15 protein-coding genes are annotated in these 13,869 nt (G+C 35.9%); all 15 read left to right on the top strand.

The window, feature by feature from the left end; translation table 11 throughout:
• Positions 1 to 4 precede the first annotated feature (4 nt).
• Positions 5 to 1,702 (top strand): DNA repair protein RecN, encoded by a 1,698-nt coding sequence (gene recN, locus GM661_RS11235; RefSeq protein ID WP_230866925.1) that lies wholly within the window; start codon positions 5 to 7, stop codon positions 1,700 to 1,702.
• 96 nt (positions 1,703 to 1,798) lie between these two features.
• On the top strand, positions 1,799 to 3,109 hold the full coding sequence (gene spoIVB, locus GM661_RS11230) for a SpoIVB peptidase (RefSeq protein ID WP_230866924.1): 1,311 nt from the start codon (positions 1,799 to 1,801) through the stop codon (positions 3,107 to 3,109).
• Positions 3,110 to 3,307: 198 nt separating this feature from the next.
• On the top strand, positions 3,308 to 4,096 hold the full coding sequence (spo0A, locus tag GM661_RS11225; protein ID WP_125990707.1) for a sporulation transcription factor Spo0A: 789 nt from the start codon (positions 3,308 to 3,310) through the stop codon (positions 4,094 to 4,096).
• An 80-nt stretch (positions 4,097 to 4,176) separates the two neighbouring features.
• The gene (steA, locus tag GM661_RS11220; protein ID WP_407929593.1) at positions 4,177 to 5,295 is read left to right on the top strand and encodes a putative cytokinetic ring protein SteA; all 1,119 of its coding nucleotides are present in this window, start codon (positions 4,177 to 4,179) and stop codon (positions 5,293 to 5,295) included.
• Between the two features lie 11 nt (positions 5,296 to 5,306).
• On the top strand, positions 5,307 to 5,855 hold the full coding sequence (locus tag GM661_RS11215) for a copper transporter (protein WP_230866922.1): 549 nt from the start codon (positions 5,307 to 5,309) through the stop codon (positions 5,853 to 5,855).
• Complete coding sequence (locus GM661_RS11210) at positions 5,852 to 6,517, top strand: glycosyltransferase family 2 protein (protein ID WP_230866921.1); 666 nt, start codon at positions 5,852 to 5,854, stop codon at positions 6,515 to 6,517. Before GM661_RS11215 ends, GM661_RS11210 begins: the two co-directional genes overlap by 4 nt.
• An 18-nt stretch (positions 6,518 to 6,535) precedes the next feature.
• A complete protein-coding gene (locus tag GM661_RS11205; protein ID WP_230866920.1) occupies positions 6,536 to 7,279 on the top strand; it encodes an MraY family glycosyltransferase in 744 nt (247 codons plus the stop codon).
• Between the two features lie 63 nt (positions 7,280 to 7,342).
• Positions 7,343 to 8,338 carry an ornithine carbamoyltransferase gene (argF, locus tag GM661_RS11200; protein ID WP_230866919.1) on the top strand — a complete coding sequence of 332 codons (996 nt, stop codon included), beginning with the start codon at positions 7,343 to 7,345 and terminating at the stop codon, positions 8,336 to 8,338.
• Positions 8,339 to 8,413: 75 nt separating this feature from the next.
• A complete protein-coding gene (locus GM661_RS11195; RefSeq protein ID WP_125990701.1) occupies positions 8,414 to 8,608 on the top strand; it encodes a hypothetical protein in 195 nt (64 codons plus the stop codon).
• Between the two features lie 317 nt (positions 8,609 to 8,925).
• Positions 8,926 to 9,150 (top strand): 4Fe-4S binding protein, encoded by a 225-nt coding sequence (locus tag GM661_RS11190; protein WP_125990700.1) that lies wholly within the window; start codon positions 8,926 to 8,928, stop codon positions 9,148 to 9,150.
• Between the two features lie 14 nt (positions 9,151 to 9,164).
• Positions 9,165 to 10,229 (top strand): 3-methyl-2-oxobutanoate dehydrogenase subunit VorB, encoded by a 1,065-nt coding sequence (locus tag GM661_RS11185; protein WP_125992207.1) that lies wholly within the window; start codon positions 9,165 to 9,167, stop codon positions 10,227 to 10,229.
• On the top strand, positions 10,226 to 10,963 hold the full coding sequence (locus GM661_RS11180; protein ID WP_230866917.1) for a thiamine pyrophosphate-dependent enzyme: 738 nt from the start codon (positions 10,226 to 10,228) through the stop codon (positions 10,961 to 10,963). The genes GM661_RS11185 and GM661_RS11180 overlap by 4 nt, the downstream gene beginning before the upstream one ends.
• A gap of 4 nt (positions 10,964 to 10,967) precedes the next feature.
• A complete protein-coding gene (locus GM661_RS11175; RefSeq protein ID WP_230866916.1) occupies positions 10,968 to 11,504 on the top strand; it encodes a 2-oxoacid:acceptor oxidoreductase family protein in 537 nt (178 codons plus the stop codon).
• A 169-nt stretch (positions 11,505 to 11,673) separates the two neighbouring features.
• Positions 11,674 to 12,795, top strand: a complete 1,122-nt coding sequence (locus tag GM661_RS11170; RefSeq protein ID WP_230866915.1) for a M20/M25/M40 family metallo-hydrolase — start codon at positions 11,674 to 11,676, stop codon at positions 12,793 to 12,795.
• Complete coding sequence (locus tag GM661_RS11165) at positions 12,795 to 13,868, top strand: DUF3866 family protein (protein WP_230866914.1); 1,074 nt, start codon at positions 12,795 to 12,797, stop codon at positions 13,866 to 13,868. The genes GM661_RS11170 and GM661_RS11165 overlap by 1 nt, the downstream gene beginning before the upstream one ends.
• The last annotated feature ends 1 nt before the right edge of the window (position 13,869 follow it).

Raw genomic sequence — 13,869 nt, 5'->3', positions numbered from 1 at the left:
TATTATGTTAGTTGATTTTCGGGTCAAAAACTATGCTTTGATAGATGAGCTTGAAATACAATTTAGGGATGGTCTTAATGTTTTAACAGGAGAGACTGGTGCTGGTAAATCTATTATCATAGGAGCCCTTGAAATATTACTGGGAGCCCGTGCCTCTTCTGATTTAATAAGAACTGGTCAGGAAACAGCCTATATTGAAGCTGTTTTTGAGCCGCGTAAACTTAAAGAAATTAACAGCTATCTTATGGAAGTAGGGATTGAGCCAGAAGAAAAGATGATTCTTTTGTCCAGGGAAATAAGGGAAAATGGTCGGAACCGTAATAGAATAAATGGCCAACTGGCTACGGCTGGTATGATTAAAGAGATAAGCAGGTATTTAGTTGATATTCATGGTCAACATGAACATCAATTGATTCTGGATTCGACTTCTCAACTTGATCTGCTTGATGAATTTATTGTTGATAAGGAGTCTAAACTCAAGGATATGGTTGCCGAAAAATTTGCCAGGATAAAAGAATTAAGAAATAAATTATTGGAGATTGAAATAGATGAAACGGAAAAAGCCAGGCAGATAGATTTACTGGAATTTCAAATTTCAGAAATAGAAAATGCAGGTCTTCAAGAAGATGAAATGGAAGGATTGGAGAAGGAATACAAGATTTTAACAAATATGGAAGACATTTATACTAGTGTTGGGAGTATCTATAATGCAATTAATGGGGAAGATTATAATAAACATTCGACACTAGAAGAAATTGGTTTTTTTATGAAAGAGATGGAAAATATCAAAGATTATGATTCCAATCTTGAAGAATTTTATGATATTATTAAAGATATCTATTATCAACTTGAAGAATTGGGTTTTCAGCTACATAATTATTATGATAGCTTAGAATATGATGATCATAGATTGAAAATTGTCGAAAGCAGAATTTCCCAGATAACTGCTCTGCAGAGGAAATACGGAAAAACTGTTTCAGAAATACTAACTTATAAAGATGAAATAAAGCAGAGCTTAAGTGATTTAAAATCCCAGGATTTACTAATAAAGAAATTAAGAAAAGAATTACATGAAATTGAAGAAAATTATTATGAAACGGCCCGGAAATTATCTAAAATTCGACAGGCTAAGGCTGTAAAATTAGAAGAGATGATTTCTCAGGAGTTAATAGATCTAGCTATGAAGGATACGATTTTAAAAATTAAATTTAAAGAAAAAAAACTAGCTGACAATGGTATAGATCGGGTTGAATTTATGATTTCTACTAATCGTGGGGAGGAGTTAAAACCACTTGCTAAAATTGCCTCTGGGGGTGAACTATCAAGGATAATGTTGGCCCTTAAAACTATTATTGCCCATATTGACCAGGTTGATACACTAATTTTTGATGAGGTAGATAGTGGTGTTGGCGGCAAAACAGCTCAGATGATGGCAGAAAAACTGGCCTTAATTAGTCAAAAACGACAGGTTATTTGTATTACCCATCTACCCCAGATTGCCAGCATGGCTGATAATCATTTCTTTATTAGTAAAAAAACAGATGTCAATCATACCTATACAGATATATATTCCCTTGACCAGATGGGGCAAAAAGAAGAACTGGCCAGGATGCTGGGTGGTGTTACATTAACTGATACAACTATGAAGCATGCTGAAGAAATGCTTACTTTAGCTGATGATAAAAAGTCTAAAATGATTTAATTATCCTGGCAATATATAACTGAATAACAAGCAATCCCATAGGCTACTCTAAGATATAGAGGCGCCTATTTTATATTTATCTTAGGAGTGATGTCTTTGCGGAAAAAAATAGGGATTGTTTTTTTATTTGGACTTATTTTATTTTTAATTTCATTTTATTTTATTTTATTTTATCAAATACCGGGTTCTTTTTCATTAATAAAGGGAGAAGAGACATTTTTATTTGAGTTTCCTTTTAATTTATCAATTAATGGAGAGAGGGATATTAGTTTAGAGATTAATGGTAGGACGATTAATGATATTGATGATATTTCTCTTAATCCTGGTAACGGTCTTAAAGTTAAAGCCAATCAAATTGGTAAGGTATCAATGGATTTAAAATTATTTGGTATTTTTCCTTTTAAAAGTATTACAGTTAATGTTTTACCTGAGATTAAAGTTTTTCCTGGAGGTCAGGCTATTGGCGTTTTATTAAGGAGTAAGGGGGTTATGGTGGTTGGTAAATCTTTTGTGGAGAGCAAGAATGGTCATCGTTATTATCCTGCCCGGGAAGCAGGTATCGAAGTAGGTGATACAATACTGGAGATTAATGGGAGTGAGATAAACGACAAATTAAAACTGGCTTCAAATATTCAAAAAATAGCAGAACAGGGTTTACCACTTTCTTTAAAGATAAAAACCCAGCAGGGGAAATTAAGGGCTGTAAATTTAAAAGCAGTAGAAAATAAACAGGGAATCTACATGATTGGTCTTTATGTTGATGATGGGGTTGCAGGTGTAGGAACATTAACATTTTATGAAACAGAAAAAAAGGAATATGGAGCCCTCGGTCATGAAATTACTGAAGCTAATAGTAATAACAGAATAGAGGTCAGGGAAGGCAAAATCATTGAGGCTAAAATATCAGGTATAAATTCAGGGAAAAAGGGTTTGCCAGGTGAAAAATTAGGAACCTTCTTTCAAACTGATAATGTGATCGGAGATATCGTTACAAATAATAAATTTGGTATCTATGGAAACCTTCATACTATACCTAACAATCCTTACTTTTCTGAGCCGGTTCCAGTAGCAGCAATTTCACAGGTCAAGATAGGTCCAGCAAAGATGTATACAGTTGTAAATGATGGAGTAATTGAAGAATTTGATGTTAATATTGAGAGAATTTATCAGCAGAGTTATCCAGGTGATAAAGGGTTGATTATTAGTATTATTGACCAGAGATTAAAAGAAATGACTGGTGGTATAATACAGGGAATGAGCGGCAGCCCAATTGTTCAAAATGGTAGGATGGTTGGTGCAGTAACTCATGTTTTTGTTAATGAGCCTACTAAAGGATATGGTGTTTTTGCAGAATGGATGCTTCTTCAAACAGGTATTTATGAAATGAACCGGGCTAGTAATTTTTAGTCCGGTTTTTTAAAAAATAAGATATACTGCAATAAGTTAGATAAAAAAAGAAATAATATATATTATAAGGAGTATAATATAAAATATGGAAAAATAATAAAATTTTACTTTATTAAGCAGGTGTTTAGAATTTAATGTAGAAGTTAATTATTGTCAGAGAAATTATGTAAAATTATAAAGGGGGAGTTTGATAATTCTATGGAAGAAAATGTTAGAATTGTGCTAGTTGATGATAATAGGGAGTTCTGTCAGTTGTTGGAGGAATACTTAAATGAACAGGAAAATTATGATGTGGTAGGAGTAGCTTATAATGGTGTAGAGGGTTTAGGACTAATTAAAGAAAAAGAACCAGATGTCTTAGTACTCGATCTGATTATGCCTCATTTAGATGGTATTGGTGTTATGGAAGAGATGAACAACCTAAATTTGACCAGAGACATTAAAACTATAATCTTGACTGCTTTTGGTCAGGAAGAGGTTACCAAAAGAGTTGTTGAACTGGGAGCAAATTATTATATTATGAAACCATTTGATCTTGACAAACTTGTGGAAAGAATTGATCAGTTGATGACTCCGCCTACCAGCTCCAGTAATGGCTATGTCCTGACTGGTAATCAGAATAGTAATAAAAAAGTAGATTTAAATGTCAGGATTACTGAGGTAATGCATCATCTGGGTGTTCCCGCCCATATTAAGGGATACATATATTTAAGAGAAGCCATTGAACTGGTTATTAATGATATTGAATTTTTAGGTGCAGTTACTAAAGAATTATATCCAACAGTTGCTAATAAATTTCATACCACACCAAGTAGGGTAGAGAGGGCGATTCGACATGCAATTGAGGTCTCATGGGACCGTGGTAATATAACTGCCTTAAACAAATATTTTGGCTCAACTGTTTCTGCTAATAGTGGTAAACCTACTAATTCACAGTTTATAGCCAAAATAGCTGACAAACTCAGATTAGAGTTAAGGGCCAGTTAATTATCAGTATAGATGTATTAAAATACCAGTATGATAAGGAATCTACTATCATATAATAAGGAAAAGCCCTGGAGGAGTTTTTGATGATAAAAGGAAGGGTTATCCTTAATAAAAAGACTAAAGATCTGGTTAAGGAAATAAAGGTCAATGAAATTGCCGTTATTGACCATAGAGATGTAGACCAAATTGCCGCCAGCTCACTTGTGGAAAAACAGGTTAAAGCGATTATTAATTTATCACCTTCAATTAGTGGAAGATATCCTAATGTTGGTCCGGAAATATTATTGCTGGCTGGAATACCAGTAATTGATATATCTGACGGGGATCTATTTTCAACCTTGAATAATGGTGATGAAATTCTTTTTAAGAAAGGATTAGTTTACAAATCTGGGCAGATAATAGCCAAGGGTGAGGAATTAAGTAGAGAGCAGGTAAAAAATAAAAATAATCAGGCGCGGACTAATCTGGAAAAGGAATTAAGCAAATTTCTTGATAATACCCTTTCCTATATTGATAAAGAGAAGAATGAGTTTTTCAATATCAAAACACCAGAACTAGGGATTGATTTTAACGGCAAACATGTGCTTATTGTTGTCAGGGGGGTAGATTATAAAGATGACCTGTCAGCAATTAAATCATATATCCGTGAAATGAATCCCATTATTATTGCCGTAGATGGTGGTGCAGATGCCTGTTTAGAAAGGGGATATCTCCCTGATATTATAATTGGAGACATGGATAGTGTTACAGATTATTCTTTAAAAAAAGCAAAGGTGATTCTAGTACATGCTTATTCTGATGGAAAGGCACCAGGTTTAAAAAGGGTAAAAAAATTAGGTCTGGATTATGAATTATTTCCTGCCCCTGGAACCAGTGAAGATATAGCAATGCTACTTGCTTATGAAAAGGGAGCAGAATTAATTACTGCAGTAGGTACCCATACAAATATGATTGATTTTTTAGAAAAGGGGAGGCCAGGGATGGCCAGTACATTCTTGGCTAGATTAAAGGTTGGTGATAAACTGGTAGATGCTAAGGGTGTCAGCAAACTATATCATAGTAAAATATATTATCACTACTGGTTACAGGTCTTTCTGGCAATATTACTCCCTTTAAGTATTGTAGTCTTTTTTTCGCCCCATATAAAACAATTGCTACAGCTATTAGCCTTAAGATTCAGAATAATATTTCATTTATGAGAAGGGATAGTATGATTATAAACTTTCGTTATCATATCTTCACTATTACTGCAATTTTTGCTGCTCTAGGTATAGGAATTTTAATTGGTTCAAGTTTTGTAGCTGATCAGGGAATCGTTGAAGAGCAAAAGCGTATAATAACAAAAATTGGGAGTGATATTAATAATATTAAGAATAAGAATCTTTCTTTACAGGATAAGCTTGTTGAGCTGGAGAAAGAAATTGAGTACCGTCAGAAGATGGAAAAAGAGATTTTATCCCTTCTCTTAAAAGATAGCTTAAAAGAAAAAAAATATTATATGGTAGATCAGGGGAGTATTTCTCTTGAATTTAAGAATGAATTAAAGGAAATTTTAAACAAGGCTGGAGCCTGGATTAATATAATAGATGGACCCATTAACAATGATGATTTAGAAGGGATAAACAAGGTAATATATTGGAATTGTGATCAAATTAAAAATGAAGCTGTTGAAGGTGTTCAGCAAGAAAAATATTTATTTTATAACCAAGAAGACTTATTAGGTTTAATCCTTACCCTTCTGAAGGAAGAAAAAACATGAATATCTCTATTATTATTCCAGCATATAATGAGGAAGACATAATCGGTAAAACCCTTGATGCTCTGGAAAAAATAAACAATATAACTGAAATCATTGTTGTTGATGATGGTTCTACAGATAATACGCCACTGTTATGTAATAGGAATAGGGTGAGGTTAATTAATCTGGTGCAAAATCAGGGTAAAGGACGTGCGGTTGAAGTAGGTGTAAGGGAATCACAGGGTGATATAATTGTCTTGCTTGATGCAGACTTGGGTGATAGTGCCCGGGAGGTAGAAAAATTAGCTAAACCAATTATAGCTGGGGAAGTAGACTTGACTATTGCCTTATTAACAATTAAAGGTGGTGGTGTTGGCCTGCTCAGGAAGTTTGCTGATTTCAGTTTAAAAACTATAACTGGGTTAGCGATGAAAGCCCCACTATCCGGACAGAGAGCTTTTAAACGCAAAATTTTACCCTTGATAACCCCATTTTATAATGGTTATGGTTTAGAAATAGGTATGGATCTGCTTATTTTAAAAAATAATATCCAGTATAAAGAAGTACCCTGTAATTTTAAACATAGAGTAAGTGGTAAAGACTTGTCAGGATTTATCCACCGGGGTAAACAGTTTAAAGAAGTATTATCTGTTTTATGGTCTTTTAAAAATAATATAGTCTAATAGTCAGGGATGATGCGATTGAACAAATTTTATGTAAAGACAAATCTTCTGAAGAATAACTACAGGGGTGAGCCGGTACTGGTGATAGGTGGTATAATCTATAGTATATCACTTCTTTTCTACTGGCTTTTTCTTTTTTTTATTAGCCCAATAACTGGCTTAGATAGGTTAATATTTCTAGTAGTGATAATTGCCTCAGTGAGTTTGCTAGATGATATGATAGGCAGTAAGGAACAGCAGGGTTTTAAAGGACATTTTAACAGTTTGCTTTCCGGTAGTCTTACAACAGGTGGATTGAAGGCTATTGTAGCTTTAGCAGCTGTACTTCTTGTTTTACTAGAAGATGATTTTTTTAATCTATTAATTAATACAGGGATTATTTTGCTGTCTACTAATTTCTTTAATCTACTTGACCTGCGCCCGGGTAGAAGTATAAAATATTTTATTTTGGTATCTAGCTTAATTTTATTTATATATCCTAAATTATATATATACTATCTTCCAGTTTACTTTATTTCTATTTTTTATTTACCGTATGAAATGAAGGCAAGTGTTATGCTGGGAGATACAGGTGCCAATGTTTTAGGGGCTGTTCTGGCTTACGGTCTGCTTCAGACATCTTTTAGTTTACGGCTAATTTTCGTTATTATCCTTTTATTACTAAATCTATTATCTGAAAAATATTCATTTACAGAGTATATTGCTGCCAACCACTTCCTTAAGTGGTTTGATGATTTAGGCAGATTGAACAAAGAACCTTGACAGTTAAAGCAGTTTTATCCTATACTAGAGATATCTTTTAAAGGAGATAAGGGGGGCTTGAATATGCCGTATAATCTTAAGGGGAGGAATTTTTTAACACTGCTTGATTATAATAGAGAAGAAATCGATTATTTGATAAAACTCTCTGAAAATCTGAAAATCAAGAAAAATTCTGGTATTAAGGGTGATTTGCTGGAGGGTAAAAATATAGCTTTAATCTTTGAAAAAACATCTACCCGGACAAGGAGTGCTTTTGCTGTAGCTGCTAGAGATGAAGGTGCTTATCCAGAATTTTTAGGCATAAATGATATCCAACTTGGTAAAAAAGAGAGTGTAGCAGATACTGCCCGTGTTCTGGGTAGAATGTTTGATGGTATTGAATTTCGTGGATATGCTCATCAGACAATTGAAGAATTAGCTGTCAATGCTGGTGTGCCTGTGTGGAATGGGTTAACAGATAGTTATCATCCAACACAGGTTCTGGCTGATTTGTTGACAGTTAAGGAAAATCTAGGTTATATTAAGGGAGTTAATTTTGCATACCTTGGTGATGGCAGGAATAATATGGCCAACTCACTTATGATTGCTGCAGCAATTATGGGTATGAATTTTACAATTGTATCTCCAGATAAATTGCGTCCTGCTCCAGCATTACAGGAAAAATGCCATAGTTTAGCCCGGGAATCTGGTGCGGCTATTAGACAGACAGATGATCCTGTTACAGGAGTAAAAAATGCAGATGTTATTTATACAGATGTCTGGGTATCTATGGGTGAAGAAGATAAATTTGCCAAAAGAATAAATTTGTTGAAACCCTATCAAGTTGATATGGAAATGATTAAGAACACCAACAATGATCATCCTATTTTTCTGCATTGTTTACCTGCTTATCATAATACTGACACTGAGAATGGAAAATACATATATGAGAAATATAATATTGAGGAAATGGAGGTTACAGATAGGGTTTTTAATAGTAAATACTCCAAAGTTTTTGATCAGGCAGAAAACAGGATGCATACTATCAAAGCAGTTATGGTTGCTACTTTAGGTAAATAAAGTAAGTGTATTTCACCATTGATATGGAATAATAATGGTGGAGGTGTTTACATGTATTTAAAGGGTTTGAGTTTAATGCAGAGGAAGCAGAAAAAGAATAATCCCCAGACTACTAGCTGGGTGGTGAGTGGCCTGGGCCTGCTTGTCTCAACTATTGGTGCTAGGATGGTAAAAAACCGTGTAGGTGCTGGTATAGTTGGTTTTGGACTTGCTCATGTAGTACTGGGACAGTTAGATAGGCTGCGTCCTACTGTAAAAGAAAATAGTTAGTAAACACCTTTTAAAGGGATAAGGATTTTCTCCTTATCCCTTTTTGCATTTATTGCTAGCAATAAGGGTTTATCTAGAGGAGGAGTAATTAAAGGCTCTGGTTGCCGGAGCAAACAGGGTATTAAGTGGTGAAGAAAAGGCAAAAGAATATTTTTTTGATAATAATAGGTTTATAGAGTTAATAAAATAAAGGAATTTTAAAATTTATCTAGAATTATATTATTACCAGGTAATAATATCAGCTAATAGGACAAGGTAATAAAATGCACAATAATGTTCAAGCAATTATTTTGAATGTATAAAAAGGGGGTAATGCCATGACCAGTGATAAAAAGGTTATTTTTAATGAAGAACGGTGTAAGGGTTGTGAGTTGTGTACTACAGTTTGTCCTAAAGAAATAATAAAAATGGCGGAGAAAATTAATAGTCATGGGTATCATCCTGCAGAGGTGGTTGAGCAGGATAAATGTATAAGCTGTGGGAGATGTGCCCTTATCTGCCCTGATGTAGTTATTGAGGTGTATCGACCTGTAAATAAATGAGAGGAGGGGAAATGATGGTTGATAAGGTTTTAATGAAAGGCAATGAAGCGATTGCTGAAGCGGCTATTAAGGCTGGCTGTAGGTATTTTTTTGGTTATCCGATTACACCACAGAATGCCCTACCAGAATATATGTCTAAACGTCTACCGGAAGTTGGTGGTGTTTTCCTCCAGGCAGAGAGTGAGGTTGCTGCTAGTAACATGGTTTACGGTGCTGCCGGTGCTGGAGCCAGGGTTTTGACATCTTCATCAAGTCCTGGTATTAGTCTGAAGATGGAAGGTATCTCTTATATTGCTGGTGCAGAACTGCCAGCAGTTATTGTTAATATAATGAGGGGGGGGCCTGGACTGGGTGGGATTCAACCCTCACAGGCAGACTATTTTCAGGCAACAAAAGGTGGTGGACATGGTGACTATAGATTGGCAGTACTGGCACCTTCTTCTGTGCAGGAAGCTGTTGATTTGACGATTGATGCCTTTGATATTGCAGATAGATACCGAAACCCGGTTATGATTCTGGGAGATGGTATGATTGGTCAGATGATGGAACCAGTGGAATTTAAACAGGAGATAGACCCGGCAGACTTACCGTTAAAAGAATGGGCTACTGATGGGGCCAGAGGGAGAAAACCCAATATTATTAACTCCCTTTTCCTTGATCCTCAGAAACTTGAAGACCATGTAATGAAATTGGAAGATAAATATAAGCAAATGAAAGCAAATGAAGTGCGTTATGAATTATATAAGATGGATGATGCTGAATTGGCAGTTGTTGCCTATGGGACTACGGCTCGTATATCAATTAGTGCTGTCGATATGGCAAGAAAGAAAGGAATCAAGGCTGGACTAATCAGGCCGATTAGCCTGTTCCCTTTTCCAGAAAAGGTTATTAATGAAACAGCAGAGCAAGTGGTTAATTTCCTGACTGTTGAAATGAGTACCGGGCAGATGGTTGAAGATGTACGATTGGCTGTAAATGGGGAAAAACCGGTTTATTTCTATGGAAGAACAGGTGGTATGGTACCATCTCCAGAAGAAATACTGGCTGAAATAGAGAAAATTGGGGGTGTAAAGAGATGAAAATCGTAGCTGCTTATCCGGAATCACTGACAGATAAAGAATTTCATTATTGCCCAGGCTGTACCCATGGTATAATACACCGCCTTGTAGCAGAGGTAATTGATGAACTTGGTGTCAGGAAGGATACGATAGGGGTTGCTCCTGTTGGTTGTGCTGTTCTGGCCTATGATTATTTTAATTGTGATATGCATGAGGCCTCTCACGGCCGGGCACCTGCTGTTGCTACTGGAATTAAACGGGTCCACCAGGATAAAGTTGTTTTTACCTATCAGGGTGATGGTGACCTGGCTTCAATTGGTACTGCTGAAATTGTACATGCTGCTAACCGTGGTGAATTAATATCTACCGTATTTGTTAATAATGCTATTTATGGAATGACAGGTGGCCAGATGGCACCTACTACCCTGGATAAACAGAAGACTACAACATCACCATATGGTAGGGATAAGGGGCTAGCTGGTAATCCGATTAAAATATCTGAGATGCTGGCAGTCCTGGATGGTCCTGCTTATATTGCCAGGGTTTCTGTTCATGACCCCAAACACATAAGACAGGCTAAGAAGGCTATCCAAAAGGCCTTTCAGGTTCAACTGGAAGGCAAAGGATTTGCCACGGTAGAGGTTTTATCTTCCTGTCCAACTAACTGGGGTATGAGTCCGGTTCAGGCCCTTAAATGGCTGGCAGAAAATATGCTTGATGTATATCCACTTGGGGTATTTAAGGAGGTGGATTAGTATAATGAAGGAAGAAATTATTTTGGCTGGATTTGGTGGCCAGGGAGTTATGTCTATTGGAAAACTTATTGCCTATGCGGGGATGAAAGAGGGGGATGAGGTATCCTGGATGCCTTCATATGGACCCGAGATGCGAGGTGGCACAGCAAATTGTACAGTAATTGTTTCCAGTGATAAAATACCATCACCTTTGTCTTCGCGTCCTGATACAATAATTGTGATGAACCTACCTTCATGGGAGAAGTTTTCACCAATGGTAAAAAAGGGTGGACTTGTGCTTTTAAATTCTTCTTTGATCAACAAAATTGTAATAAGAGATGACCTGGAAATTATTAAGGTACCGGCTAATGATATAGCAGATAAGATAGGGAATAAGCAGATAGCTAATATGGTTATGTTAGGAGCCTATCTTGCCAGAAAGGGAATTGTAAAAATGGAGACTGTTAAGCGATCTTTGAAAAATGTTCTGCCTGAAAGAAGACATGAGTTGATACCAGTTAACGAAAAAGCCCTTGATTATGGGGTTGAATTAATAGATTAGGGATTAAAAATATAATTAGGATATTATTTACGACAGAAGGTCTGCTATAAGAGGCTTTTTGTCGTTTTTTTATTTATAATTACGGAGGAGAATAAAAGCATATCCAGAATAATAGGTATAAGTTATGGACATATTTAATTTATAAATTGTGTTAGTGGAGGAATTGTTGATGAAAAACAATCGGGTAATAGATTTATTTCTGGAGCTGGTACAAATTGATAGTATATCACTTGCAGAAAGGGAGATGGCTGATAGACTAAGTGCTGAATTGAAATCACTTGGTGGGGAAGTTCATGAAGATAATACTGCCAAAAAGATAGGTGGTCAGGCTGGAAATATTATTGGATATTTTAAAGGAAATGATAATTATCCAGCAATACTTTTATCAGCACATATGGACAGGGTAGAACCTGGTAGGGGAATTAAGCCTGTTATTAGAGGTGATTATATCTATAGTAGTGGCAATACGGTGCTGGGGGGTGACGACCTTATTGGTGTTTCTGCAATTCTGGAAGTTATCAGGGTACTTAAGGAAAGAAGAATAGAACATGGTGATTTAAAAGTTGTTTTCTCTGTAGCTGAGGAACTGGGTTTACTTGGGGCCCGGCAACTGGACCCTGTAGAAATTAGTGGTCTTGACCTGGGAATAGTCCTTGATGTTGATGGGGATGTTGGTACAATTGTATATAAGGCCCCAGCACAGCTTAAATTTAATGCTGTGATCAAAGGTAAATCAGCTCATGCAGGTATGCATCCTGAAGAGGGTATCAATGCAATTAAGATTAGCAGTAAGGCCATTTCTGATATTAAACTAGGCCAGATAGATGAGGAAACAACAGCAAATATAGGGGTGATAAGGGGTGGGAAAGCAATTAATATAGTACCAGAGATTGTAGAACTGGAAGGGGAAGTAAGAAGTCACAATGATCTTAAACTAGAAAAACAGCTTAAGCATATGAAAGAAATAATTAAGCAGGCAGTGGAGAAATATGGTGGTAGTGTAAAATATAATATTGAAAAACTATATACGGGATTTGAATTGCCTCTGGAAAGTGATATAATAAGATTGATTGCATATTCCATGGAGGGGCTTAAAATCCCTATTATTTATATGGTAAGTGGTGGGGGAAGTGATGCAAATATCTTTAATAAACTTGGTCTGCCAACAATAAACCTCGGAGTGGGAATGGAGAAGGTGCATACCAGTAATGAGACTGTTTGTATGCATAATATGATCAAGCTGGTTGAACTAATGATAAAGGTGATTAAAGATAGTAGGGGTTACTATTAATGTATGATATGTCAATAGAGAAAGGTAGAGTATTAAAAGTAATTAATAAGACTACAGAGCTCTCTTTCCTGGAGGTTTTAATTAAAGGATTGGGTGTGTACAAGGCTGTCAATTATAACTACCTTACCGGGGAAATTAAAACTGGTGATAAGGTATTACTAAATACTACCGCCTTCAATCTACAGCTGGGGACCGGAGGATATCATTTTGTCTGTTCTAATATAAGCAGTAATTCCAGGGGTTTAAATGATAAAAAGGGTCATATTATGAAACTCCGTTATACACCCTGTCAATTGAGAACTTTAAGTGTCGAAGAAGAAGACAGTCCTTATCATGATATTTTTACTAAGGATTATAATTTAGATGGCTATCCAGTTGTTTTAATTCCTCTGCACAGCCTGTTGGCTCCACTACTTGTAATCTATAAAAGTTATTATCCACAGCAGAGGGTTGTCTATATTATGACAGAGCAGGGTTCGTTATCAATAGGGTTTAGTAAAACAGTACAATTTTTAACAAAGAAAAAACTCCTTGATAAGACTATTACTGTTGGACATTCCTTTGGTGGTGACCTGGAGGCTATTAATATTTTTACTGCTTTGATAGCTGCCCGTGAAGTTCTTAGGGGGGATCTGATTGTTGTAGGCATGGGTCCAGGTATTGTTGGTACTGGAACTAGGTATGGATTTAGTGGGATTGATGATTGTTTTACATCTTCTGCTATAAATATTATCGGAGGGACCTGTGTCTTTGTACCCAGGATTAGTTTTGCCGATAAACGGCAGAGGCATTTTGGTTTAAGCCATCATAGCCGTACAATCCTGGAGGAATTAATTGATTTTCCGGTAGAGCTTATTCTACCGCTTGATGATAGACTGAAAAAACAATTACTTGCCTGTAATATTTTAGAGAAACACAATTGTTGTTATTATCAAATAGATGGGATTGTAGAGAAACTCTTTAATTCAGGGATTGATTTCTATAGTATGGGGCGTTCTTTAGAGGATGACCCGGTGTTTTTTAGCACAGCTGGTTTGGCTGTTAATAGGATAAAAGAATTACTAGGAGAGTGAG

The organism is Iocasia fonsfrigidae (assembly GCF_017751145.1).
Classification (GTDB): domain Bacteria; phylum Bacillota; class Halanaerobiia; order Halanaerobiales; family DTU029; genus Iocasia; species Iocasia fonsfrigidae.
Note: the sequence above shows the minus strand (reverse complement) of the source record. Positions and strands in the feature narration are given on the sequence as shown.